Genomic DNA, 22,746 nt, shown 5'->3' with positions numbered 1-22,746 from the left:
CCCGGGGCCGGGGCGCGCCGCCGACGTCGCCCGCGCGGCCCGTGCACGGCGCGGATCCCGTGGGCGGCGGGGACGCCCGCGCTCTCGCCGGTGCGGCCCGCGGCGGGCCGGGCACCGGGTCTTCCCCCGGTGCCCGGCCCGCTCAGGCGTCCTTCAGCTCCTGCCGCTGCCGGCCGAGCCCTTCGATCTCCAGCTCGACGACATCCCCGGCCCGCAGGTACGGCTTCGGCTCGGGCCGCCCCATCGCCACCCCCGCCGGTGTCCCCGTGTTGATGACGTCACCGGGATACAGCGTCATGAACCGGCTGACGTACCGCACGACCTCACCCACCGGGAAGATCTGCTCGGCGGTCGTCCCGTCCTGCTTCAGCTCCCCGTTCACCCACAGCCGCAGCGACAGCCGCTGCGGGTCGGGGACCTCGTCGGCGGTCACCAGCCACGGCCCCAGCGGGTTGAACGTCTCGCAGTTCTTGCCCTTGTCCCAGGTCCCGCCGCGCTCGATCTGGAACTCCCGCTCGGACACGTCGTGCGCGACGGCGTACCCGGCGACATGCGCGAGCCCCTCCTCCGCCGACTCCAGATACCGCGCCGTGCGCCCGATCACGACCGCCAGCTCGACCTCCCAGTCGGTCTTCACCGACCCGCGCGGCACCAGCACCGTGTCGTGCGGCCCGACGACGGTGTCCGCCGCCTTGAAGAAGATCACCGGCTCGGCGGGCGGCTCGGCCCCCGTCTCACGGGCGTGGTCGTGGTAGTTGAGCCCGATGCAGACGATCTTGCCGATCCGCGCCACCGGCGGCCCGATCCGCAGCCCCGCCTCGTCCAGCGCGAGCAGCTCACCGCTGTCGGCGGCGGCCCGGATCCGGCCGAGCGCCGCCTCGTCGGCGAGCAGCGCGCCGTCGATGTCCGCGACGAGACCCGACAGGTCCCGCAGGGTGCCTTCGGCGTCGAGCAGCGCGGGCCGCTCCTGTCCCGCCGTACCGACTCGCAGCAGCTTCATGGTCACGTCTCCCTCGATCGCGGGCCCGACCGACGCGTGCGACCCGGATGCGGCGGGCGCAGCCATCGGAGGACTGGTCGATCCTCCAAGGCGACGGTCCACTCCGCAATACCCCGTTCACGTACTGGACCGCACCGGCCGGCCCCTCACCGGTACAGCACGGCCCGCTCCACCACGCTCCACGTCGTACTGGTCACGATGTACAGCGCGGCGGCCAGCGGCATCACGGCGACGGTGACGAGCGTGAAGAAGGACATGAACGGCATCACCTTGGTCACCGCGCCCAGTCCCGGAACCTGTTCGCCCTCGGCGGCGGGCAGCGCGGGGTTGGCGGCCATCATCCGCCGGGACAGCCGGTACCCGAACCAGGCGACCACGGCGACGACCGCGAACAGCCCGACGTAGACGAGCCCGGGCCCGCCGAACACTCCGCCGTGCCCGAGCGCGTCCGTCCACCGTCCGCCGAGCGGCGCGGCGAACAGCCGGTGCCCGAGCAGCTCGTTGGCCCGTCCGCCGATCGTCTCGCTGGAGAACAGGTGGTACAGCAGGAAGAACGCGGGCAGTTGGAGCAGGCTCGGCAGGCATCCGGACAGCGGCGACACCTTCTCCCGGGCGTGCAGTTCCAGCACGGCCCGCTGCAGCTTCTCGGGATCACGGCCGTGCCTGCGACGCAGCTCGGCGATGCGGGGCTGGAGCGCGGCGCGGGCCTTCTGGCCGCGCGCGGCGGCCCGGGACAGGGGGTGGACGAGCAGCCGTACGAGCGCGGTGAACAGGACGATCGCGGCCGCTGCCGCCGAGACGCCGAACAGCGGCTGGAGCAGGTCGGCCAGGCGCTCGACCAGGCTGGCGAAGACGGACATGGGTGAGCCCTCCGGGGGTCTCGTCGTGCCGGACGTCCCGGGCGCGCCGGGACGGGGGGAAGGAATGACGGCATGACGACCCACGCGGGGCGTGGTGGACGGACGGGAACGGTCGCCCTACGCGGTGGTCGCCGGGAGGGCGTGCCCCGGTGCCCGGGGCCGGGTGCGCCCCTTGGCGTCGGGGTCGCGCTGGGGCAGGAAGGCCGTACGCCGGTCACGGTCGCGGATGGCCGTACGCACCCGGGTGGGCGGCACGGCGGGCGCGCAGCGCGCGGCGGCGAGGGCGCAGACGGCGAGCGCGGCACCGGCGGCGGCGGTCGCGGCGAGCGCGACGTTGACCACGTGGACCAGGGAGAGGCCGCCGGCGGCCGGCAGCAGAAGCAGGACGATCTGGAGCAGCGGGAAGAGCACGGCGAGGACAGGACGCGCGTACGCCCGGCTGCGGATCACCCGCCACCCCTCCCCCGTCTGGCTCGTCGCCCCGATGGACGGCGTCCCTGCGTCGAACGCGTCCCTCTGAGCCTCGTCCCCGTTATACCGGATCGATCGCGACGGGCTCCAGGAGCCGCTTGGGCTCGAGCAGCGCCCGACTGACCGGATCCGCGGGGTCCGGATCGAGTCCGGGCCCCGGCGACACCTCAACGTCCGGCACGGGCACGACGGTTCCGCGGGCCGGGCATTCGCCGTACGGGCCGAGCTCGGTACCGCAGTGGGCGGGCCGGAAGAAGCGGAGCCGCACAAACGACCGTTCAGCAAGCCGCCGCCGCCACCGGAGCGGCCGTGACCGGCCGTACCACGCCACCGTCGAGACCGACGATCCGGGTGAGGCGGTAGCACTGTCCGACCACCACCGGCTCGTCGTCGCCCCGCGTCCCGTACCGGTCCACGTCCCGGGCGAGAACGAGGGCGACCACCGTGCGCCCCGCCCGCTCGACGCTCCGTACGTCGAACCGGCTCTCGTCGCGCGGCAGGCCGCCGGGATCGAGGACGCGCTGCAGACCGGCCCGCGTCAGCGAGTCCACATCCATGTCCCCCATCCGCACCCGCGCGAACCGCACCGCGTCACCGATCGACCCGCTCGCCCGGCAGGCTTCGAGGCCCCGCTCGGTGATCTTCGAGGTCCACTCCGCGCCGGAACGGCGTACGTAGGTGTAGGTGAAGCAGCGCTTGACCATCACCGGACCGCCGACAAGCAGTATGGACTCCCGCTCGACCACCACCGACCGGTCGGCGACGGCGGTGAACGCGCGCCGCTCCTCGTCGTAGGAGACGACGGGACTCCCGGTGTGCTCCCAGATCACGCCCATCAACGCGTCGGTCCCGGTGTCACGGCTACGGGTCAGCGCGTCGGCGGTCCGGTCCGCCGCCTCATGGGCCCGGCGGAGGAGCGAGTCGAACGCGGCCTGCTCGCGCCGCTCGTTCTCGCGCCCCACGTCCCAGACCGTGAACCAGAAGTAGGCCATCAGCACGACGGGAATCATCAGCAGCACCAGACACCCGATGGACACCCCCCTGCGCACGCCCCCACCCTCCGGTCACCCGCACGGTCACGTGGCTCCCCACATCCGCTCCCGGAAGCGTAGGCCCGCCCAGGCCGATCCGATCCCCTCGTGCAGGCCCCATACCCGCGGACACCCCTCCCTCCCGCGAGGCGGCCCGCGCCCTGCCGCCGTCTCACCTTTGTCACCCGCCGGCAGTACGGTGTCACCCATGCGCCCCGACACGCCTGCCGAAAACGTCGACCACGCCGCCGAAGCCGCCCGCCTGGAGCGGATCGTCGGCCTGTACCCCGAGGACGCCGAGGCCCTGCTGCTGCGGGCCGCCGCCCACCGGGAGCTCTCCGGCGACCGCCCCGCCGCGACCGCCCTCTACGACCGCCTGCTGGCCTCGGGCACGGACCTGGACAGCCCGTTCCTGATCCGCGCCCTGAAGGCCTCGAACCTCTGGGAGTACGGCCATGAGGCGGAGGCCCGCGCGATCATCGACGGCATCCGCACGGCGGCCCCGCGCGACCCCGCCGCGTGGGTGATCGTCGCGGAGTCCCTGGAGTCGCACGACGAGCTGGAGCAGGCGCACGAGACGTTCACGCAGGCGGTACGCCTCCTCCTGACCGACGTCCAGGAGCCCCCGTACGCCACGCACCCCCTCCTCTTCGGCCGCCACCGCGTCCGCAGGATGCTCGGCGCGACCCACGACGAGTGGGACGCCCTCGCGGACACCGTCCACACCCTGCCGATCACCCTGGACGAACTCCACGACCCGAAGCGGGTGTGGTCCCTGGGCTCGGAGAACCCGGCGGAACTGGAGGCGGAGATCTCGCGCCTGCGCGCGGAAGTGGGCGCGTACCGGGAGGCGTTGTCCCGCCCCTTCCCGGTGGCCGTCCTCCACTGGCCGGCGAACGAACTGACGGAACTGACGGAGGCGTATCCGACCCTGGCGGGCGAATACCCGTCCTACGACACCCACCTCGCGACGATAGAGACGGCCCTGCGCGAACTGGCCGCCTCGGGCACGCCGAACCTGGGCATCGTCACGGGCACGGTCCCGTCGTACGAGGCCTTCGCGGCCTCGGAGGGATCCTCCCCGGCCGACGCGACGCTGCTCCCGCAGTACGCGACGACGCTGGCGGCGCGGGGGCGGGCGACGGCGTGGCCGCCGGAGCGGTCGGCGGCGTGCTGGTGCGGATCGGGCCGGACGTACGGGGAGTGCCACGGAACCGACGCGTGACGGCTCCCGTCTCCCCGGGTAGTTGACGCCGGCTCCGGGGGGAGGCCACGTGGACCAGCCGTGGCTCACGATCACGCTCGTCATGGCCGCCGGTGCGACGGCCCTGGGCATCTGGATCCTGCGCGGCGCCCTGGGCCAGCGCCGTGCCCTCGGCCGCCTCGGCGTCCGGGGCGTCCGCACCCGGGGCGAGGTGGCCCGGGGCGCCCGCCGCGAGGGCTCCACGATCCACCCGCCCCAGGTCCGCTACAAGGCCCCGCCCGTCGACCGCCCCCACGCCCCACCCACCCAGACCTACCGCCGCACCCCCCTCAACCACGAGTCCCACCCCCTGCACGCCGGCATCCCCGTCGTCCTGCGCTACGACCCGGGGGACCCGCGCCGGGTGGTGGTCGTCCACACGAAGGACGGGCGACCGGGGAAGGTGTCGTACTCGGCGACGGCCACCATGACCTGGGGGATCTTCTTCGTGCTGTTCGGGGTGGCCATGGGAGTGGGGGCGTTCCTGTAGTGGCCGCGACCCCCTTGCCGACAGCTACGGCCTCCCGCCGCAGGACCGCGCCGAGTCGCCCGGCGTCAGGCTGTCGCCTGGGCTCCGACGGTCACCCGCCGGCCCGGGTCGCACCGCACCAGGCGCGCGTCGTGGCCGCGGCGCCCCGCCTCCGCGAGGAAGTCCTCCAGCGGGGAACGGAAGACCGTGTAGTCGCTGTGGTGCACGGGCAGCGCGCGGCGCGGGCGCAGCAGGTCGAGCAGGTCGGCCCCCTGCCCGGCGTCCATGGTGACCATCAGGCCCCCGGGCAGGGTCGTACCGCCGAGGTGCAGGACCGCCAGGTGGATGTCCGGGTGGCGCACGGCGATCTCGCGCAGTCCGTCGTACATCAGGGTGTCGCCGGAGAGGTAGAGGACCAGCCGGGTCTCCCCCGCGCGGTCGCCGAACTCCAGCAGGCTGCCCATCACGGGCGGCAGCAGCGCCCGCAGCGGGCCGGGCGCGTGGCGGCCGGGCAGCGAGGTGACGCGCACGGAGGAGTCCCCGTGCCGCAGGGTGCGGCTCTGCCAGGTGCGCAGGCCGGTGGCGCGCCGGAAGCCGTGCAGGCCCTTCAGCAGGCGGGCGGCGTGCGGGTTGGTGACGAACGGCAGGCCCCGGTCCAGCCCGCGCCGGGCCACCCGGTCGAAGTGGTCGCCGTGCAGATGCGAGAGCACGACGGCGTCCAGGTCCTCGTGGGGCAGGTCCGCCACGTCCAGGGCGGGCTCGGTCAGCCGGCGCGAGACCAGCCCGTAGCCGAGGTGGGCGAACTGCCCGCGGTGCAGGAAGTTCGGATCGGTCAGCAGCGTCAGCTCCCCGTAGCGGATCAGCAGGGTGGCGTTGCCGATGAAGAGGATCTCCGCAGTGCCCTCGGGCGGATTCTGCCGCACGGCCGACTCCCTCCGACGTTCGCGATCCCCGTGGGGGCCGGGTGAGCGGCGGCGGCGGATCTACACCCTCGTCGTGAGGGAAACCTCCGAGTCCGGTGCGGCGGGTCCTCGGCTGGCCGCCCCACCGGAGTCGGACGCCGGCCCCCTCGCGTTCGGGGCGCGCGCCAGCATGCCTCGTCGGCGCTCGGGAGGCCACGGAACCAGCCCTGGCTCACGATCGCGCTCGTCATGGCGCCGGTGCGACGCCCTGTGCACCTCGGCCCTGCAGCGCCTGCCGCGAGTGCCCGACCGTCCACCCCACCCAGACCTACCGCCGCGCCCCCTTAACCAGGAGTCCCGCCCCTACACACCGGCATCCCGGTCGTCCTCCGCTGCCTTCAGCAAGCAGCTTGACAGCCGCACAAAGCATCTGTCCGTGCGCGTAGCGAAACGCTGGCACCCAGTCAGCCCCCGGGGGGCAGTCTGGGTGCCATAGGGATGCAAGCGGCCAGGCGCAGAGTGCGAGACTCTTGGTACCGAGGAACAGGTCTTGATCACTGTTCCTCCCTTGACGATGATCACCTCAGGAGGAGCGGCATGCCCCGCAGCGGCCAGAAGCGACCGCGGTTCGCCTCGCCATTGACCTCGATCGAGATTTGCGCGGGCGCCGGGGGGCAAGCAGTCGGACTGCACAACGCCGGTTTTGATCACCGCGCTCTGGTTGAGTGGGACCCGCACGCCGTGGCCACACTGCGGGCCAACGTCGGCGGCTGGCCCGGCTGGGATCAAGAGAAGGCTGATGGCATCCGGCCGATGGATGTCAAGGACTTCCTGGATTCTGATGTAAGGAAAAGCCTCAACCTAGAACCAGGAGAGCTTGATCTGCTCGCCGGTGGAGTTCCGTGCCCGCCATTCTCCCTGGCCGGACACAGGCTTGGTCCTGACGACGAGCGAGATCTCTTTCCCGCCGCACTCGATATCATCGAAGCCCTCAGGCCGAAAGCGGTGATGATCGAAAATGTCCGGGGGATCCTCGAACCTCCAGAAGTCTTCATCGATTACAGGAACTCAATCCTTGACACCTTGCGAGACCTCGGGTACCTAGTTCCCGAGGTCGATCGAACCCTGTCTGCCAGCACCCAAGACGTGACCATGCGGAAAGTCTGGCGGCGACTTGACGCACGAGACTTCGGAGTTCCACAGCTTCGCCCCCGCGCCATCCTGGTTGCCATTCACGAGAATGCAGTCAGCCCGGGCAGCCCAGGATTCCAATGGCCCACGGGAATCCTGGGAGGTGAGGTCACAGTATTCGAAAAACTCGAAAGCAGTATGCTCGCACGCTGCAAAGAATTCTGGGACAAGAACCGGCATGGCGAACCGGCCGGTCCCGGAGAAGCAACCGGCAAGACGGTTTTCGAGGAGTGGAAGAAGCAGATCACCAAGGCCTCAGCAGCGGGCAGGACCGTGGCTCCCACCCTTGTGGGCGGCTCAAGGAAGCACGGTGGTGCCGACCTGGGACCCACTAGAGCCAAGCGCGCTTGGGGGGAGCTGGGCGTTGACGGCATGGGCATCGCCAACGACCCGGAAAGCTGCGACCCCGAACGCGACCTGTTCCGGCCGGCCGGTCCCATGCTCACTGTCGCTCAGGCAGCAGCCATCCAGGGATTCCCAGAAGACTGGAAATTCCAAGGACGGAAGACAGCTCGTTACCGTCAGGTCGGAAACGCGTTCCCGCCTCCGGTAGCAGAGGCCGTCGGACGGGCCATTGCCGCAGTCCTACTTCCGCAATACCGCGAGATACTCACAGACGGTTACGAAATGGAGCCAGTGGGGGCGGTTTCCTTGGAGGACATTCCGCAGCAGCTGGAAATTTCAGTCCCCCCGAGCCAGGCGGGCTTCACGCCTAGCCAGCACCGCCAAGGCGATTTTGTCAGCACAGGCGTCTGACGGCTCGTGCTCCCAAAAGCGGAGCACCAGCCAGCCAGCTTCCCTCAGCTTCTCGTCGGTTTCACGGTCTCGCCTGACATTGCCGATGACTTTCTCCGACCAGTACCCGGAGTTCGTTTTCGGCGGCACATAGTGTTCCGGGCATCCGTGCCAATAACAACCGTCTATGAACACCGCAACCTTCGCCGGGCGGAAGACCATGTCAGCCGTCCGGCGAAGGTCTGGCAGAGGGCGGGCCGCCACCCGATACCGCAGCCCTGCGGCATGCACGAGACGCCGGATCGTAATCTCCGGCTTCGTGTCACGGCTGCGGATCGCCTGCATGTTGCGGCGGCGGGCTGCGGACGAAGCCCAGGAACCTTCCGGGGCTTCCCATTCGGCATCATGGGACACACCGCAGAGGGTAGTCCCGCGGCACGCAGCCGGTCCTAATGGCCTCTCATGTGAGTCAGCAGTGCCTCGATGTCGCTTGGTGCCAGGCCGGCGGCGACGGACGGCTCCTCCTCAAGGTCGGCGAGCTGCTGCACGGTGGGATCATCGAGGATGCGCCCCATGAACTCCAGCTTCTGTTCCAGGCGTGCGGCCACCACCTCGTCGATGGAGTTCCGCACCGCCAAGACCGTCACCCTGGTCTGCGTGTCGGGAGCGAGCCCGAGCCGGTGAATCCGGTCCAGGCTCTGCAGGAACCGGCCCGCCATGAAATCACGATCCACGTAGACCGCGTCGTGGCAGATGTGGTGCAGGCTGATTCCCTCACCCAGAGTGGCCGGGTTCGAGAGGAGCACCATGCACCCCGGGTCCTCGCGGAACCGGCGCAGTTGTTCATCCCGGTCAGGAGTACCGCCGTAGACAACCGCAGGGCTGTACTTCTCTAGCATGCGCTCCAGCGTGGTCAGGCTCCTGACGAACGTCGTCCAGACCAGCGTCTTACGGCCCTGGGCGGCGTTCTCCGCGATGATGGCTACGGCTTCCTTGTACTTGGGCGACAGCTCGTAGTCAGGGAGGTTCTGCATGAGGGAGTACAGCGAACTTCCCTCAGGGGGGTCGATCGGCGGAAGCTGGTACGCGAGCGGCTCGTACCGGCTAGCCCCTTCTAGAAGCAGGGCCGGGCTCGTAGCAGCCATGAGAAGCCGGAGGGCCGTCTTCCCGAGGGAACTTAGATCTCCACGAGCTGCCCCGCTGTTCTCGCCGCCCACGAGGGATGCGTAGATCTCATCGTGCAGCGGCGGCATGTCAACGAAGCGCAACCCCAGCTGCACGGGAGGCAAACCGAGTTCCTGTTTCGTAGTCCGGGTGAATAGCGGCCGCAGGACAGAGCTGGCGTGCGCGAGATTCCCCCCGGCCACCGCCTGGACCACCGTCCGCTGGCCGTGGCCCGGCCAGACGAAACCCAGCAGGTTCTCCAGGTCTCTTGATCCGTTGGGGGCCGGCGTACCGGTCAGGATCAGCCGACGCGCGGCCAGCGGACCCAGCGCCATGCAGGCCGCCCCGTACGTACCCCGCGCGCCCAGCTTCATCCGGTGCGCCTCATCCAGGATGATCATGGAGGGGCCTGCCTTGAGCCAACTGGCCAGCATGGACAGCGACCGGTCGAGGCGCTCGTAGTTCACCACGAGCACCTCCGCCCACTTATCCAGCGACCCATCCAGGACGTTGATGCGCAGTGGATGGATGAGGCACTCGGCTGTCTCGTAACGCCACGACTCATAAGCCGACTTAGGGCACACGACCAGTAGCCGGCTAACTCGGCCTGCCGCCTTCTGGGCCGCGTACACAGCGAGCGCGACCCGGGTCTTGCCGGCACCGGGCACGCTGAAGTTGGCGCCGTGCTGAAGCGACAGAAGCTTTGCGATGTCCCGGCGCTGGAACTCGCTGAGTTCGCCCTTCCAGGTACCGCCGAGAAGCGCGGGCACGTCGTCCGGCGCGACCTCGCCGGCCGTCCCCCGTCCCGCAAGCCGCTGCTGCACGGTGTGAGCGTCCTGAACCACGCCGGACACCAGATCCCGCAGGTCGCCCGCCCACTCCACGCCGGCGGGATCAGACCACGTGCCGAGAAGGCCGAGATCCGCTAGCAGCTCGTCCAGGGATACCGAGGCGCTCAGGGGGCCGAGCTGGCCGCCGGTACGGAACCGGGCGGCCAGCTGTACCAGTTCCTGCTGGAACGATTCCGTGGTCCGCAGGACGACACGGGTCCGGGTTTCGTCGAACCCGAGGCGCAGCGACTTCTCACTGACGGTGCTGCTCACCGGAAGCCCTCCGCCGAGACCGCTTCCAGCAGCCAGGCCACGCCGTCTCCGGGCTGAGGCAGCCCACGGCCGGCCTGCTGCGCGAGCTTCAGCAGGCTGCCCCGCAGCTTGACCACCGCGTCGTCGAACGCCTCCTCGTCCAGGCTGCGGGAGGTGCGCGCCTGGACCAGGTCGCTCACGCACTGGTCGATGCTCGCGCAGGCCTCAGCCAGCCGGGCCGGGGCAAGCTGCTTGCGCTTGCGCAGCCGGGTGTTGCGGCCGGCCGCTTCGATGGCTCCGTCAAACGCCGCCTTGGCGCTGTCGAGAACATCCTGCGCGGCGGCCTTGCCCTCGTCTCCGATTGCCGGTGTCTCACTGCTCACCACGGCGGCGGCCCGCAGGATTTCGTCGTTCATCGCACGCGCTTCGGCGACAGCCGAGGAGGCCGCGGGCACCTCCAGACCAAGTCCGGGAATGGAGACCGACTGCGGCTGGGCCGCACTGGCACCACCCGTGATCAACCGCTGCTCGAGCCCGTCCTTCAGAAAATCCTCGTTGATGTGACGGACGTCCGTCTTGGAGAAGTTGAGCAGGATCGCGGCCAGACGCAGTTCTTTAAGGACCTCCGCCTGGTCACGGTCGACTGTCTCCAGCTTGACGTACAGCCGCTGGAGTTCCTTGAGCCGCTCCTGCGCGCCCTCCCAGTCGACCAGGCGCAGCCCGTTGCCGCCGCCGGTGCGGCTGCGCTCGATCAGCTCGCGGATCGTGCTGAGGATCCACCGCTCCTGATGGTAGGTACGGACTTGGATCCGGAAGTCCTTGGCGATCTGCTCTGGTGTACGCCCCAGCGCCGCCTGTTCCTCCATGGCGATGAGACGGTTGATGTAGGAGTAGTCCCGCCGGTGGTCCTTGCGCAGCTGCAGGGACAGTTCGACAGCGTTGATGTCGGCCCAGGTAAACGACGCCGGCAGCACCCCGACCCGCATCGACTGCTCTCCGAGTTCGCGCAGCGCGGCGGCCCTGGTGTTGCCGTTGACCAGCACTCCATGCCGGGTCACCAGCCCGGGGTCGTTCTGCCCAAACTGCTGGAGGCTCTCCTTGAGGGTGTCGAACTCCTTGTCCCGAAGGTTCGGGTCCGCAGGGGACGCCTTGAGCAGGAACTGCAGGTAGTCCTGGCTCTCGGCGCTCCACGGGTCCTTCTCCAGCGCCGCGTCCCGCTCAGGGTCGTGGCTGCGCTGAGCCCGGATCCGGTGGGTGCTGGGGTTATAGAAGAGGCTGCTGAGCTGCAGATCGATCACTTCGACATGGGCTTGCTGCCCGTTCCAGTCGACGGTCACGGTCTCCCGGGTGCCGCCGGCCACCTTGACCTCATCGACCTTCTTGCTGACCAGCTCACTGAACTCGGCCGCCCGCGGCGGGGCCGGAAACTCTCGCATCATCGTCGTCCCGTCCTGTCTCAGTCGTCCGTACCGTCAAGAGCGTCGGCCACAGCCTCACGGGAGTCCTCCGGCAGGGTCCGGTACAGGCCCCACAGCACCTCAAGCGAGCTGTAGGTGCGCTGGTCGTTCTTCACCCAGCCGCTCAGCACGCTGCGCTCAAGGGGCGCCAGCGAATCGATCCGGGAGAGCAGCTCCGGCAACTGCACGGACCGGTCCACGGTGCCCCGTCCGCACCGCTGGCACTCGGTGACCAGCTGGTGCGTGACACTGCCGTCCTCCAGGGTTACCTGCCGTCGGGCGACGTTGAGCACCGCCTGCGCAACGCCGTCCTCATACGCCTCGCCGGCTGCGATGCCACATGTGCGGCACAGGTAGCCGTCGGCCTGGAACACCTTCGCCCGCTGGGCGTTGGTAATGCTGGACTTGTGACTCGGGCTCTTTGCCTGGCCCGGCACCCACACGTCCTTGCCGCGCGTCACGAACCGGCGTTCCTGCGGCAGCAGCTCCGGGTCCTCGCGCGCCGTCGAGATTTCCCACCCGTAGTCCCGGAGACCACGCATGCGCCGGTCGATCTGCGCGACGTCCGGGAAAGCCTCGCGCAGTTTGGCCACAGTGAAGATCTTCCCCTCCCCGACCACCTGGATCAGCCAGAGCGCGGCACGGGCCATGCTCCCCAGCTTGTGGTTTCCGACACTGGTCTCCTGCCAAGACGGCATCGTCATGATGGGTTCCCCTCCCATAAAGCCCGCAGTTAATCAGACGGTCTGTCGCGTATCGGGCGAAATGGCATGACTGCACCATTCACGCAGACGCAACTCGCGCTACCCCCCGCACCACTGGCGGCTGACACCTAAAGCGTGGCACATCGGAACCACCTTGAACCGTCTCGATGTAACTTGCGCACCAACTAGCAAGAGGAGAAGCAAAAATCGCCAGGTGATGACCCGTCACCCTCCGGCACAATGACGAACAACGTCGCCGACTGACGGCACTTATGGCCGGTTCGGCTCGGAATACGGAGGTATGCCCCATGGCAGCGCGCAGCAGCAGTCGCCGCCCGTTCGCGTGGACGGAAAAAAACCTCCACGAGGATGTGCTGCCAGACAAGCGGCGGCTGGCCATGACACTGCAAGAGATCTGTCGTCACCTGGTCATCAAGTCTGCGGACGGCGTGACGCTTACCCATCCGACGCAGGCCCAAGCCGCGGAGCACCTGAAGATCAGCGAGACCTCACTGACGAGGTACCTCAAGGGTCAGTACGTCCCGGCCGCACAGGTGACCGCCTCGCTCTTCGACACCGCCCGCCGGGACGCCGGAGACGGGCGCAGCCTTGGCATCACCAGGGAAAAGCTGCTGGAACTGCGTGCGCAAGCCGAGCAGGAACGATGCGGCAACTGTGCGCGGCACAGAGAGGCAGTGCGCGTTGCCGGGCAGAAACTCAAGGCCGCACGGGAAACCCAGGAGAGACTTGAGCAGACGGCGGAAGAAAGGGACGCGCAACTGCGCGCACTGCGGCAACACGCCTCCGTGCTGAAGAAGGAGGCGCAGCGGGCTAGATCCATTCAGCCGGGTGCCGAAGCCGGCCTTCAAAAGGGTCGACGGGCGGCACAGTCCGCAACTCTGTTGCCGGTCCCCCGCCGACGGGGGGACCGGCAACAGAGCGGAAACGAGGTGGCGGCTGCACAGAGGATCACCCGCCGGGCGGAGGAGTTGCTCCGCGGCGGCCGGCCGGACAGCATCCTTGCCCTGCTCCGGCACACGGTGGAGGCCTACACCTCCGTCGAAATAGCCCTGCTGGTATCCCTGTTGCGGACAAGCGGACAACACCAGCTAGTTGGCAACTTGGTGCACATCTACGGGCGGGACCGGAGCGACCGGGATGTCGTGCGCGCGGCACTGATACTGCACGAACAGGATGCCGTCGCGGACGCGGAGGCGCTTCTGCGTTCGGCAGCAGCGCGTCCAGGATCGACACCTCCCCACTCGGACCAGCCAAGACCGCTGAAATGACTTCAGTCGGTCTTCCCTGCGAGCGAGACGAGAATGCCGTGCCACCATGCTGGCCACCGGAAGACGATGTCTCTCAGGGAAGTACTCAGGCGGCGATGTCCGCCTCGGCCTCATAGTGCATCTGCGCCCGGTCCAGCACATCATCCGGGTCCAGGCCGCGTGCGGACGTCCAGTGCAGCAGGTCGGCAATCAGCTCGACCGCTGACTCTTCCAGAACTGCTTCGCACCGCCCGTGCAGGACAGCCCCGCCGCGCTCCCGGTAATTCTCCAGCGCGTCAACGGCCCGCTCCATGCGCAGGCACACGGCGTCCGAGCCCAGCTCGATCTCACACCACACCGCTTTGCCCAGCGCCGTGACGACGGTCCCCCAGTCCGCGGCCATGGCGGCGAGCATGTGCAGGCCGCGGCCGCACTCCGCCTCGCAGCCGGCGGTGCCCAGTGCGGGCAGCGAGCTGCTCTTGTCGTGCATCTCGACGCGCAGACGCTCGCGCTTCCACTCCAGGATCAGGGTCGCCGGCGAGCCTTCACCTACGTGCTTGATGACGTTCGTCGCCAGCTCCGTCACCACGAGCTGCGTCGCGTCGCCGGCGGTCGGCACGCCCCACTGACCGAGCTGTGTGGCGGCGGCTCGCCGCAGCAGACGCACCTCCGTCGGCAGCGCCTCGAAAGGCAGGACACAACGGCGCTGACGGTCCTCGATGTCGATCCTGGGCATAAGCGGTTCTCCCTCCCGTGCCACGCGCATGCTGCGCCTGCCGTGTCCGAACGGCTGCATTGCGTAGCTCTCCGTCACCGAGAATGACACAGAGAAGTCTCTTCATGTAACTTCTCACGAGCCTCGATCGAGTGAATCGCTTAGTGGGTCGACTGCCGCGCTGCCTAGCCTGTTCACACCCCGAGCGCCTGCCCGGGTGAGCGCTTGAGGAGTTCCATGTCCGTACGGACCACCACACGCCGTCGCCAACTCGGCGCGATGCTGCGCAAGTTGCGTGCCCGCAAAGGGATGACCCTGGAGGAGGCCGGCGGGCTGGTCGGCGTATCGAAGGCCACGGTCAGCCGGTATGAGACGCAGGCGGGACCGGTGAAGTGGATCGTCGTGGACGCGCTGTGCCGTGAGTACGGCGCCACGGACGCCGAGCGCGAGGCCGTGGTGCGCCTGGCGAAAGAAGCCAAGCAGCAGGGATGGTGGAGCTCCTTCGCCGACGCCATCCCGGAGAGCATGAACCTCTTGCTCACCCTTGAGGACGAGGCCGTACGCGAGGACCACTTCTCCTGCGTCTACGTCCCTGGCCTTCTCCAGACGCGCGCCTACAGCACCGCTCTGCAGAAGGCCAACGAGATCCCCCTGGAAGCAGCCGAGATCGAGCGGCTGGTGGACATTCGCATGAAGCGACAGGAGATCCTCACCCGGCCGCAGCCGTTCCGGCTGTGGGCCATCCTCGACGAGTCCGTGATCCGCCGGGTCGTGGGCTCGCCGGAGACCATGAAGGAGCAACTCGGGCGACTCCTCGAAGTCAACGAGTCACCACACATCACACTCCAAGTGCTGCCGTTCTCGAACGGAGCCCATGGTGCTGCTCTCGGCAGCTTTGTGATCATCGGTGGTACGGGGTCAGCCCTTGACGTGGTCTACGTGGATTTCCACACCGGCTCCCTCTTTCTGGAGAAGGACGAGGAGCTGGAGCGATACAGACTTGCGTTCGAGTACCTTCGCGCACAAGCGTTGGACATGGAGGCTTCCTCCGCCCTGATCCACCGCGCACGCAAGGAGCTGTAGATGCCTGCCTGTCCTCCCGCCCCTCATGAGCTCAGCTGGTTCAAGTCGTCTTACAGCGGCGCGAACACAACCGAGTGTGTGGAGTGCGCCCATGTCACACACGGCGTACTCATACGCGATTCCAAGGACGTGGACGGCTCAGTCGTTTCTGTCGAAGCCGGTGTATGGCGTTCCTTCGTGGAGGGGTTGAGACGGGAGCAACCGGCCGTGCCCGCCTAGGGCGTGTGTCGGAAGTGCTCTATGTTGGCTGACGTGAGTACGCGGGGGCGGAGTTACCGATACGTCGGACCGGGCGAGCTAAAGGCTGCGGTCCGGCCTGACAGCGGCGGGTGCCCGATCGGCTCGGCGGCTGACTTCGACAGCTGGATCGCTGAGCTATCGGCAGCAGAACTGACCGAACCGTTCACCTTCGTGGTCGGCGTGGACGGTGTGCTTCGGCTGGCGCCGCGACGGAGCGAGCACGTGGCCTGTGCCGGCGGAGCCATGGTCTTGAGTGCCGGCGAGATTGGTTTCGTGCGCGAGCGGGACCGGTGGGCTGTGAGCACGGTCAGCAACCAGTCCACCGGATACTGCCCCGACATCGGCTCCTGGTCGGCAGTCGCTCGTGCTCTGGACGACGTAGGGATCGAACGGCCCTCCAGCTTCACCCACAAGGTGGTGTTCCGCCGGTGTCCTGACTGCCAGGAGCACAACATCGTGCGCGAGGACGACTTCGTCTGCGTCTTCTGCGGCAGCGATCTGCCGGAGACGTGGAACGTGGATCCCATCGTGTGATGGCCGAGGGTCACAGCCACTCGTTGATGGCCGCTACGAGGACGGTCGCCTCGTAGCGGACCGCGAGTTTGTCGTATCGCGTGGTGACAGCTCGGTGCCTCTTGAGGCGGTTGATCCCGCACTCCACCGCGTGACGCTCGCGGTAGTCGACCGGATCGAAGTGCGGTGGCCGGCCGCCGCGGGAACCGAGCTTCCGGCGGTTGCGGGCCTGGTCAGCCTTGTCGGGGATGGTGCAGCGGATACCGCGGCGGCGCAGGTAGGCACGGTTCTTGCGGGAGGCGTACGCCTTGTCCGCGCGGACCCGGTTGGGGCGGACGCGTGGCTGGCCCGGCCCGAGGCGGGGCACGCGGACCCTTGCCAGGACGGGTTCGAACTGCGGCGAGTCCCCGCGCTGCCCGGCGGTCACCACGATCGCCATGGGCTTCTGGCCCTGCTCGACGGCCAGGTGCAGCTTGGTGGTGAACCCTCCGCGCGACCGTCCCAGTCCGTGATCTCCGGGCTCTTCATGGACACCGCCTGGTGGTTCCTTCTGCAGGTCACCCTGCCTTCGGGCCCCGGCCGCATGCTGGTGGGCACGGCAGACTGTGGAATCGACGTTCAGGTCCCACACGATCATTCCCTTCACGTCGGCCAGGGACTGGAGGCGGGTGATGATGCGGTGCCAGGTGCCGTTCCGCTGCCATCGGCGGAACAGGTCGTAGACCCGGCCCCACGGCCCGTACTCGACGGGCACGTCCCGCCACGGCACACCGGTCCGGACCCGGAACCGTATGCCATCGATCAACTGCCGCCGAGGCCAGACGGGCGGCCGTCCCGCCTTCGCCCCCCTCGGCAACAACGGCTCCAACACTGCCCACTGCTCGTCCGTGAGATCTCCCCGACCCATGAACCGTGATCATTCACAGCCCAAGATCCACTTTCGATACACGGCCTAACACTCCCGGACCGCTCGAATGCCGCGCCGCCTCGGTGTCGGAGTCGGCGCGGTCCACGACTTCGGCGAAGTAGGGCCAGCCGTCCACTTCGAGATCCCGGACCGATGGCGAGATCTCCAGAACAGGCGCCGCGGCGTCGAGCAGACGCCGGGCCGTTCCCGGCTCGTAGAGGTTGAGCCAGGCACGGTCGGGGAGGCGCACGACCGTGCCCGCCTCGAAGTACGAGTTCGAGATGACCCTGCCCGGGCCCGGGGCGAAGACCAAGGACAGCCGACGTCGCACGCCGTGCGCCGGCGCCTCCGGGGAAAAGGAAAGGGTCACCCGGCAGTCACGGTAGTCAGGTCTCGATCGCTGCCGGACCGTCCAGTGCCAGACAGTCCCGTCCACCACCAGGCGGCGGAAGCGTCGCTCGTTCCCCATTTGCCCACTGTAGAGGGCTGGCCTGATCGGGCGTCCAGGAATATCCGCGCGGGGAACCGCGGCGACCAGCTCGACTCGTCGGTTCGCGTACTACAAAGCCGCACAGGAATCAGAACCGCCGTAGCCGTTCGCGCAAGCCCGTACCCTCAGGTGAGGCGCTGGCCCCAGTGCAGCGCTGCCTCCCCGTCGACCGAGTACGCGTGGCTGCGATCGGTTACGCGCAGTCGCACCGAGCTGATGTCCGGATGTCCGGCGGCCTGCCACGCCGTAAGTGTCCGCTCAACGCTGTCCCACAGGGCCACCGGCCCGCCCTGCCGAACCGTCCAGCCCGAAGGGCCCTCGGTGAAGACCGCGAAGGACTCCCGTTCGTCGTCGAACAGGTACAGCCGACGCGCGCCCTCGCTGTCCCGGGCGCGGACGTACTGCGCGCGTGGCAGCGAGAGCTGGGTGAGGAAGGCCGGCATCCACTCGTCCAGGAGGGTCGGCGGCAGCTTGGTGGGGCGTTCGGTGTCGGCGTAGGCCGTGCGGGCCGACAGGTCGCCGTGCGGTGGGGTCAGGGCCTGTGAGCGGGCCTGCATGAACGAGGAGCGGCCGATGATCCTGCCTTCGGCGGTGCCGTCCTCGTTGACGGTGACCTTCGCCAGACCCGTGCCGTACGGCCAGGAACCGACCGTCGTGAGGATGATCCCTCCGGGCTTGGTCTGCCGGATCCAGGTGTAGGGAATGCGGCGTACCGCGCACGTGGCGATCACCCGGTCGTAGGGCGCGCGGGCCGGGTGGCCCACCAGGCCGTCGCCGACCAGTGTCCACGTGGAGAATCCTGCCGCCTCCAGGGCCGCGTCCGCCCGGGCGGCGACCTCGGGGTCCACCTCGATCGTGGTGACGTTGTCCTCGCCGAGACGGTGACACAGCAGGGCGGTGGAGTAGCCGGTGCCGGTGCCGATCTCCAGCACCGTGTGGCCGGCCGTCACCTCCGCGTCCTCGATCATGGCGACGACGGTGACGGGCGTGGTCGAGGAGGACGTGGGCACACCGGTCACCGGCTCGGCGATCCGGTCGGCCGTCAGATGGCCGTCCAGTTGCGTGGCGAGCGACTGGTCGGCGTAGACGATGTCCAACCAGTCCTTCGGTGTGGAGCCGAGGGCGGTCACCGGGCGCCAGAGTCCGCCTTCGGCGGGGAGGAACACGCCCGGGTCGAGGAACAGTTCACGTGGGACGGCTTCGACGGCCGCACGCAGTGCGGGGCTCGTCAGCACCCCGGCTTCCTTCAGCCGTTCGGCCAATGCGAGCCGGTGCGGGGCGCTTTCAGGCATCAGCATCGGGTTCTCCTCCGGCGAGCAGATCGGCGAAAGCGGCGGACATCTCCAGACCGGTCTTCTCCTCCAGCCATCCCCACTGGCCGTTGGGGTTCAGCTCCAGCCAGTGGGGTTCGCCGTCACGGTCCAGGGCGAGATCGAAGGATCCCGAGACCAGGCCGAGGTGGTCGAGGTAGGCGAGCAGAGCGTTCTCCAGGCGGTCCGGCAGGTCGACCACGCTGTACGTGAGTGCACCGTAGTCCTTGCGCCAGTCGAGGAGGTCGGAGTCGATACGTACGGCGAACACGCGTCGTCCGACCACCAGCACCCTGAGGTCGGCCGCCTTGTCCACCCGGGCCTGGAACAGGTGCGGCACCACGCGCACCGTGTCGTCCAGATCCTCGGCATCGACCGGTTCCGCCCATGAGGTCAGGGAGAGTCCGTCCCGCTCGTACGGGGTCCAGCGCAGCGTTTTGTGGATCACCTGCTTGTGTTCGCGGATGAACCGTCGTGCCTCTTCCGGGTCGTTCGTCACGAGCGTCGGTGGCACCGTCAGGCCCATGTGCCGGGCCAGCGCGAGTTGGGCCGGCTTGTAGTCCGCGGCGGCGTTCCTCAGCGGGTGGTTGACCCACACGCAGGTACGCAGGGAGTAGAGGATGCCGCCCAGGCCGTATCGCACCTGCGCGGCGGCGTATTGCGCGTCGACGCCGGGCAGGGAATCGAAGGCGGGCCAGACGGGGCGGCGCCAGTACACCGATCGGATGCGGTCCAGGCGTACGGTCCTGGACGAGGTGCGGAGCTGCCCGGCCTCCAGGGCCGGGCAGGTGCCGAAGCGGGCCGAGACGGTCAGGCTTGCGCCGATGTCCGCGGGATTGAAGCGAGCCACCCGTACGCCCAGCCGGTTGAGGTGGGTGATCACCATGTCGGCGGTGGTGTCGTTGGCCTCGGTGGCAACGAGCACGGTGTTCCTCTCGGCCACGGCGGTCAGTCCCCCTGGCTGTCCTGGTCGTGGCCCTGGTCGGGCTGCGAGTCGAGGTTCGTCGCGGTGGACGTCTCTGTGCCGCAGCTGGTGCCGTGCTTGCCCATCTCGACCACGTGGCCGAGATGGTCTCGGAAGACACCGGTCTGGGAAGCGGGGTCGAGGCCGACCGTGGTGAACGGCAGCTTCACGGTGGTGGGGTACGGGCGCAGGCGGCCGAGTCCCCAGGGGCGTGCGGGTGTGAGGCGGTCGTGGGTGCTGTTCGTGGTCATCGGTACTCCTTCTGCGTCAGGTCGGACGGGTTCCTGTGACCGGGGCATGCAGCGGGGGGTGGACTCGTGCAGTGCGACGCGGGTCAGAAGGTCGCCCAGGTCGCCCCGGCCGGTTCGGATCTGTGTCGCCCGCTCCTCGCGGTAGTCCTCGCAGTCCGGGCAGTCGGCTCTCACCTGGTACGCCGTTCGACGTCGAGGAAGGCCTCCGTGCACCGGGCGAGGTTCACGAGGTGCTGCCAGGCGGTGAAGGGGGTGACCTCACCGTGGGGCGGCTCGTCGAGAAGCCGGTTGCCGAGACGGCGCATCACGCGCACCGCCTCCCGCTCATCTCCTCGCGTCTCGTCGAGCAGGGCGCGGAGCATGCCGGACACGGTGTTCGTGTGCTGCACGGTGTCGGACAGCGTGGGGACTTCCAGACGGAGCTGCGTGATCGTGCGCACCTCGGTCAGGATCTGTGTGCGGTCGAGCGTCGGTGCGTCGGTCGGTTCGGTTGTGGTCTCCACGACGGACTCCGGGTTTCCGTGGTCGTTCGGTGACATTCAGTGAACGACGGAGGTCCGGGTGATCGTCAGGAAAAACAACCCGTGCATCGTCCGCACTCAACCGGAAAAACTGACTCGCTCTTTGCTCGCGGCGGGAACCCAGGAATGATCCGCCATTACGGTGATGTGGTGTGGCAGAGGTGAATGAGGAGCTCACGGCGCGAATGCGCGACCTTGGCCTTACACAGGAGGAGTTGGCGGAGGCCTTGAACACGGTGATCGAGCAGATCACCGGAAGGTTCGGGACCGTATCCGTACGCACCATCCACAACTTCACCAGCGGAAGAACCCGGTGGCCGCAGGCCAGACAACGCCTCGCGCTGGAGGCGATATTCGGGTGTGCCGCAACCGAGCTGGGGTTCGTCCCGCACGCCCGGTCCACGAGCGACCACCCGATACCCGCACACGCGCAGCACCACGAGGAGGAGCCTGTGCTCCGCCGTAAGTTCCTCGCCGCAACCTCCGCGGCGGTGCTCTCCCCCCTGGCCTCAGGAGCGCCCGCCACCGCTTCGGGGAGCGGTCGCCTCGGCCAGTCCGACGTGAACCGGCTCTCCGCCCAGTTCGCGTTGATCATCGCCAGTGACAACAGGACTGGCGGAACCCACCAGGTCGAGCAGGCTGCGCTGGGCTGGGCTCAGCACGCACTGCACCTTCAGCGGACGAGGCCCGCATCCCAACGGGTGCGGGGTCAGCTGTACGGCCTCGCCGCCGGCTTCATGGGCTCCGCCCTGTGGGCCGCCATCGACGGCGGACGTCTCGGCCCGGCCCGGCAACATCTGCACGAGGCCGTATCCCTGGCCGGCCTTTCGGGCGACTCCTCGATGCAGTTTCGTATCTGGGGGCATGCGGGGGCCCTGTATCGGAACCTCGGCCAATGCACCAGCGCCCTCGCAGCCGACGAGGCGGCGAAGCGGACCCGCGTCGCACGCGATCCCCTGTATGCCTCCCTCGTGCACGCACGAACCGCCGTGCACCACGCGGACCTGCACGATCGGCAAGCCGCGTTGCGCTGCCTGGGGCTGGCGGAATCAGCGCTGAGCCGGGCGGACGGAGACGCCCTTCGACCGTCGTGGCTGCTGTTCTACGACTCGGCCGAGTTCCACCTCCTGGCGCTCACGGCCACCACCTCGCTCGGCTTGTGGGACCAGGCCGAGGCACACGCCCATCACACGCTTGCGAAACTGCGCCCCGACCTCAAACGCAATAGGGCGCTCACGCAGGCGTATCTGGCTCATGCCCAGCTGGGTCAGCACGAGCCCGGACTCGCCGTGGCGACGGCACATCGAATTCCGGCCCAGGCGCGACACGGTCGTACGGCCCATCTGTTGAACAACTTCGGGCACCGACTGCATGCACTGGCCCCAAACGCCCCCGCCACCCGCGCATGGTTCGAGAAGGAGCTCCTGTGAGCCTTGAGTTGTGCCACTGCACCGACGTCGAGCCCGTGCGGCAGACGATCGTGGACATTCACGTCGAGGTCCGACAACGCGATCTCGGGCTCACCGGTCCCTTCTATTCCGCTGAACGCTTCAACGAACGGCTCACAGGGCACAGTTCTGTCCCCGGGTGGGAGGCTGTCGTGGCGTTCGACGGGTCCGAGCCGGCCGGGTTCGCCTACGCCACGCCACTCGTCCCGGGTACGCGCTGGTGGGCAGCGATGACGACGCCGCTCCCCGACGGGTACACGACGGAGACGGGCTCGCGCACGCTCGCGCTGAATGAAATCGTGGTCCGGCGTCCGTGGCGTGGCACTGGTCTCGCGCGGCGCATCCATGAGGAACTGCTGGCAAGCAGGGGCGAGGAACGGGTGACCCTCCTCGTGAATCCGAAAGCCGGCAACGGCAAGGTCCAGGCGATCTACCAGCGGTGGGGGTACGAGAAGATCGGCGAACAGCGGCCTTTCGCAGACTCACCGGTGTTCGCGGCCATGATGCGGGATCCGTTGCGGTGCGTGTGATTCCCCGTGACTCCTTCCGGCGCGCGTCCGGTCCCAGCATCAGGTCGGCGTGGACGCTGCGAGACATCGACCCCGGGTCCGCGGTGCCTGTGTGACCGAGCGGTCCACGACGACGTGGGAAGCCCCGGCCGTGACGGCGGCACCTGGCGTGTCGGGCCGGGCGTGCTCGCAGGGGTCTCACCCGCCAAGGTCACGCC

At 68.6% G+C, this 22,746-nt stretch carries 25 protein-coding genes and 1 pseudogene; 9 read left to right on the top strand and 17 right to left on the bottom strand.

Features of this window, described 5'->3' with window-relative positions; all coding sequences use genetic code 11:
• Window positions 1-142: 142 nt before the first annotated feature.
• The 5 genes and pseudogenes from IE178_RS00765 to IE178_RS00750 all read right to left on the bottom strand — a co-directional run bounded on the left by IE178_RS00765 (window position 143) and on the right by IE178_RS00750 (window position 3,380).
• A complete protein-coding gene (locus tag IE178_RS00765; RefSeq protein WP_184760423.1) occupies window positions 143-1,000 on the bottom strand; it encodes a fumarylacetoacetate hydrolase family protein in 858 nt (285 codons plus the stop codon).
• A 146-nt stretch (window positions 1,001-1,146) separates the two neighbouring features.
• Window positions 1,147-1,860 (bottom strand): YidC/Oxa1 family membrane protein insertase, encoded by a 714-nt coding sequence (locus IE178_RS00760; protein WP_193510909.1) that lies wholly within the window; start codon window positions 1,858-1,860, stop codon window positions 1,147-1,149.
• 117 nt (window positions 1,861-1,977) lie between these two features.
• Window positions 1,978-2,310 (bottom strand): DUF6412 domain-containing protein, encoded by a 333-nt coding sequence (locus IE178_RS00755; RefSeq protein WP_193510908.1) that lies wholly within the window; start codon window positions 2,308-2,310, stop codon window positions 1,978-1,980.
• A gap of 82 nt (window positions 2,311-2,392) precedes the next feature.
• A pseudogene (locus IE178_RS35620) lies at window positions 2,393-2,593 on the bottom strand (winged helix-turn-helix transcriptional regulator); the annotation flags it as partial.
• Between the two features lie 16 nt (window positions 2,594-2,609).
• Window positions 2,610-3,380 carry a hypothetical protein gene (locus IE178_RS00750; RefSeq protein ID WP_193510907.1) on the bottom strand — a complete coding sequence of 257 codons (771 nt, stop codon included), beginning with the start codon at window positions 3,378-3,380 and terminating at the stop codon, window positions 2,610-2,612.
• Window positions 3,381-3,570: 190 nt separating this feature from the next.
• Between IE178_RS00750 and IE178_RS00745 the strand changes: the two genes are divergently transcribed.
• Window positions 3,571-4,587, top strand: a complete 1,017-nt coding sequence (locus IE178_RS00745; protein ID WP_193510906.1) for an SEC-C domain-containing protein — start codon at window positions 3,571-3,573, stop codon at window positions 4,585-4,587.
• Between the two features lie 49 nt (window positions 4,588-4,636).
• Entirely contained in the window at window positions 4,637-5,095 is a 459-nt protein-coding gene (locus tag IE178_RS00740; RefSeq protein WP_193510905.1) for a DUF3592 domain-containing protein, read from the top strand.
• Between the two features lie 65 nt (window positions 5,096-5,160).
• Here IE178_RS00740 and IE178_RS00735 read toward each other — a convergent pair whose 3' ends face one another.
• Window positions 5,161-5,997, bottom strand: coding sequence for an MBL fold metallo-hydrolase (locus tag IE178_RS00735; protein ID WP_193510904.1), 837 nt, complete (start codon window positions 5,995-5,997; stop codon window positions 5,161-5,163).
• A 576-nt stretch (window positions 5,998-6,573) separates the two neighbouring features.
• Here IE178_RS00735 and IE178_RS00730 point away from each other — a divergent pair.
• A complete protein-coding gene (locus tag IE178_RS00730; protein ID WP_193510903.1) occupies window positions 6,574-7,923 on the top strand; it encodes a DNA cytosine methyltransferase in 1,350 nt (449 codons plus the stop codon).
• Here IE178_RS00730 and IE178_RS00725 read toward each other — a convergent pair.
• The 4 genes from IE178_RS00725 to IE178_RS00710 are packed head-to-tail and all read right to left on the bottom strand — an operon-like array spanning window position 7,849 to window position 12,255.
• Window positions 7,849-8,316: a very short patch repair endonuclease gene (locus tag IE178_RS00725; protein WP_184760413.1), complete on the bottom strand. Its 468-nt coding sequence runs from the start codon at window positions 8,314-8,316 to the stop codon at window positions 7,849-7,851. The two genes, IE178_RS00730 and IE178_RS00725, sit on opposite strands and share 75 nt — an antisense overlap.
• A 35-nt stretch (window positions 8,317-8,351) precedes the next feature.
• Window positions 8,352-10,169, bottom strand: a complete 1,818-nt coding sequence (locus IE178_RS00720) for a DEAD/DEAH box helicase (protein ID WP_193510902.1) — start codon at window positions 10,167-10,169, stop codon at window positions 8,352-8,354.
• Window positions 10,166-11,587: a ParB N-terminal domain-containing protein gene (locus IE178_RS00715; protein ID WP_193510901.1), complete on the bottom strand. Its 1,422-nt coding sequence runs from the start codon at window positions 11,585-11,587 to the stop codon at window positions 10,166-10,168. Before IE178_RS00715 ends, IE178_RS00720 begins: the two co-directional genes overlap by 4 nt.
• A gap of 17 nt (window positions 11,588-11,604) precedes the next feature.
• Window positions 11,605-12,255, bottom strand: coding sequence for a KpnI family restriction enzyme N-terminal domain-containing protein (locus tag IE178_RS00710; RefSeq protein WP_229875854.1), 651 nt, complete (start codon window positions 12,253-12,255; stop codon window positions 11,605-11,607).
• Window positions 12,256-12,617: 362 nt separating this feature from the next.
• On the opposite strand from IE178_RS00710, the gene IE178_RS00705 reads away from it, so the two are divergent.
• Window positions 12,618-13,598, top strand: coding sequence for a hypothetical protein (locus IE178_RS00705; protein WP_193510900.1), 981 nt, complete (start codon window positions 12,618-12,620; stop codon window positions 13,596-13,598).
• Window positions 13,599-13,683: 85 nt separating this feature from the next.
• Here the strand turns inward: IE178_RS00705 and IE178_RS00700 are convergent, their stop codons facing one another.
• On the bottom strand, window positions 13,684-14,313 hold the full coding sequence (locus tag IE178_RS00700) for an ATP-binding protein (protein WP_193510899.1): 630 nt from the start codon (window positions 14,311-14,313) through the stop codon (window positions 13,684-13,686).
• A gap of 216 nt (window positions 14,314-14,529) precedes the next feature.
• Between IE178_RS00700 and IE178_RS00695 the strand changes: the two genes are divergently transcribed.
• Genes IE178_RS00695 through IE178_RS00685 form a run of 3 tightly spaced genes read left to right on the top strand, consistent with a single transcriptional unit; the run spans window position 14,530 to window position 16,149 of the window.
• Entirely contained in the window at window positions 14,530-15,375 is an 846-nt protein-coding gene (locus IE178_RS00695) for a helix-turn-helix domain-containing protein (protein ID WP_193510898.1), read from the top strand.
• Entirely contained in the window at window positions 15,376-15,594 is a 219-nt protein-coding gene (locus tag IE178_RS00690) for a DUF397 domain-containing protein (protein WP_193510897.1), read from the top strand. It begins immediately after the preceding gene.
• A 33-nt stretch (window positions 15,595-15,627) separates the two neighbouring features.
• Window positions 15,628-16,149, top strand: coding sequence for a hypothetical protein (locus IE178_RS00685; RefSeq protein WP_193510896.1), 522 nt, complete (start codon window positions 15,628-15,630; stop codon window positions 16,147-16,149).
• A gap of 10 nt (window positions 16,150-16,159) precedes the next feature.
• Here IE178_RS00685 and IE178_RS00680 read toward each other — a convergent pair whose 3' ends face one another.
• The 6 genes from IE178_RS00680 to IE178_RS00655 all read right to left on the bottom strand — a co-directional run bounded on the left by IE178_RS00680 (window position 16,160) and on the right by IE178_RS00655 (window position 20,553).
• Window positions 16,160-17,035 carry an IS5 family transposase gene (locus tag IE178_RS00680; protein WP_193510895.1) on the bottom strand — a complete coding sequence of 292 codons (876 nt, stop codon included), beginning with the start codon at window positions 17,033-17,035 and terminating at the stop codon, window positions 16,160-16,162.
• A 13-nt stretch (window positions 17,036-17,048) separates the two neighbouring features.
• Window positions 17,049-17,504, bottom strand: a complete 456-nt coding sequence (locus tag IE178_RS00675; protein ID WP_193510894.1) for a hypothetical protein — start codon at window positions 17,502-17,504, stop codon at window positions 17,049-17,051.
• A gap of 146 nt (window positions 17,505-17,650) precedes the next feature.
• Complete coding sequence (tgmC, locus tag IE178_RS00670; RefSeq protein WP_193511168.1) at window positions 17,651-18,817, bottom strand: ATP-grasp peptide maturase system methyltransferase; 1,167 nt, start codon at window positions 18,815-18,817, stop codon at window positions 17,651-17,653.
• Window positions 18,810-19,778, bottom strand: coding sequence for an ATP-grasp ribosomal peptide maturase (tgmB, locus tag IE178_RS00665; protein WP_193510893.1), 969 nt, complete (start codon window positions 19,776-19,778; stop codon window positions 18,810-18,812). The genes tgmC and tgmB overlap by 8 nt, the downstream gene beginning before the upstream one ends.
• Window positions 19,779-19,783: 5 nt before the next feature.
• The gene (gene tgmA / locus IE178_RS00660) at window positions 19,784-20,050 is read right to left on the bottom strand and encodes a putative ATP-grasp-modified RiPP (RefSeq protein WP_193510892.1); all 267 of its coding nucleotides are present in this window, start codon (window positions 20,048-20,050) and stop codon (window positions 19,784-19,786) included.
• Between the two features lie 170 nt (window positions 20,051-20,220).
• Window positions 20,221-20,553, bottom strand: a complete 333-nt coding sequence (locus IE178_RS00655; protein WP_193510891.1) for a hypothetical protein — start codon at window positions 20,551-20,553, stop codon at window positions 20,221-20,223.
• Between the two features lie 170 nt (window positions 20,554-20,723).
• Here IE178_RS00655 and IE178_RS00650 point away from each other — a divergent pair, with 170 nt between their 5' ends.
• Window positions 20,724-22,001 (top strand): helix-turn-helix domain-containing protein, encoded by a 1,278-nt coding sequence (locus IE178_RS00650; RefSeq protein ID WP_193510890.1) that lies wholly within the window; start codon window positions 20,724-20,726, stop codon window positions 21,999-22,001.
• Window positions 21,998-22,549, top strand: coding sequence for a GNAT family N-acetyltransferase (locus IE178_RS00645; RefSeq protein ID WP_308433354.1), 552 nt, complete (start codon window positions 21,998-22,000; stop codon window positions 22,547-22,549). Before IE178_RS00650 ends, IE178_RS00645 begins: the two co-directional genes overlap by 4 nt.
• The last annotated feature ends 197 nt before the right edge of the window (window positions 22,550-22,746 follow it).

Origin of the sequence: Streptomyces griseoloalbus (genome assembly GCA_014650015.1) — a bacterium.
GTDB lineage: Bacteria > Actinomycetota > Actinomycetes > Streptomycetales > Streptomycetaceae > Streptomyces > Streptomyces griseoloalbus.
This window is presented reverse-complemented; position numbering and strand designations above follow the sequence as displayed.

What these genes read in the sequence shown, in the direction of transcription:
- IE178_RS00765 (WP_184760423.1), bottom strand. Translation starts at nt 1,000, where the DNA reads ATGAAGCTGCTGCGAGTCGGTACGGCGGGACAGGAGCGGCCCGCGCTG.
- tgmC (WP_193511168.1), bottom strand. Translation starts at nt 18,817, where the DNA reads ATGCCTGAAAGCGCCCCGCACCGGCTCGCATTGGCCGAACGGCTGAAG.
- IE178_RS00675 (WP_193510894.1), bottom strand. Translation starts at nt 17,504, where the DNA reads ATGGGGAACGAGCGACGCTTCCGCCGCCTGGTGGTGGACGGGACTGTC.
- IE178_RS00680 (WP_193510895.1), bottom strand. Translation starts at nt 17,035, where the DNA reads ATGGGTCGGGGAGATCTCACGGACGAGCAGTGGGCAGTGTTGGAGCCG.
- IE178_RS00760 (WP_193510909.1), bottom strand. Translation starts at nt 1,860, where the DNA reads ATGTCCGTCTTCGCCAGCCTGGTCGAGCGCCTGGCCGACCTGCTCCAG.
- IE178_RS00730 (WP_193510903.1), top strand. Translation starts at nt 6,574, where the DNA reads ATGCCCCGCAGCGGCCAGAAGCGACCGCGGTTCGCCTCGCCATTGACC.
- IE178_RS00710 (WP_229875854.1), bottom strand. Translation starts at nt 12,255, where the DNA reads ATGGCCCGTGCCGCGCTCTGGCTGATCCAGGTGGTCGGGGAGGGGAAG.
- tgmA (WP_193510892.1), bottom strand. Translation starts at nt 20,050, where the DNA reads ATGACCACGAACAGCACCCACGACCGCCTCACACCCGCACGCCCCTGG.
- IE178_RS00715 (WP_193510901.1), bottom strand. Translation starts at nt 11,587, where the DNA reads ATGATGCGAGAGTTTCCGGCCCCGCCGCGGGCGGCCGAGTTCAGTGAG.
- IE178_RS00745 (WP_193510906.1), top strand. Translation starts at nt 3,571, where the DNA reads ATGCGCCCCGACACGCCTGCCGAAAACGTCGACCACGCCGCCGAAGCC.
- IE178_RS00690 (WP_193510897.1), top strand. Translation starts at nt 15,376, where the DNA reads ATGCCTGCCTGTCCTCCCGCCCCTCATGAGCTCAGCTGGTTCAAGTCG.
- IE178_RS00705 (WP_193510900.1), top strand. Translation starts at nt 12,618, where the DNA reads ATGGCAGCGCGCAGCAGCAGTCGCCGCCCGTTCGCGTGGACGGAAAAA.
- IE178_RS00700 (WP_193510899.1), bottom strand. Translation starts at nt 14,313, where the DNA reads ATGCCCAGGATCGACATCGAGGACCGTCAGCGCCGTTGTGTCCTGCCT.
- IE178_RS00695 (WP_193510898.1), top strand. Translation starts at nt 14,530, where the DNA reads ATGTCCGTACGGACCACCACACGCCGTCGCCAACTCGGCGCGATGCTG.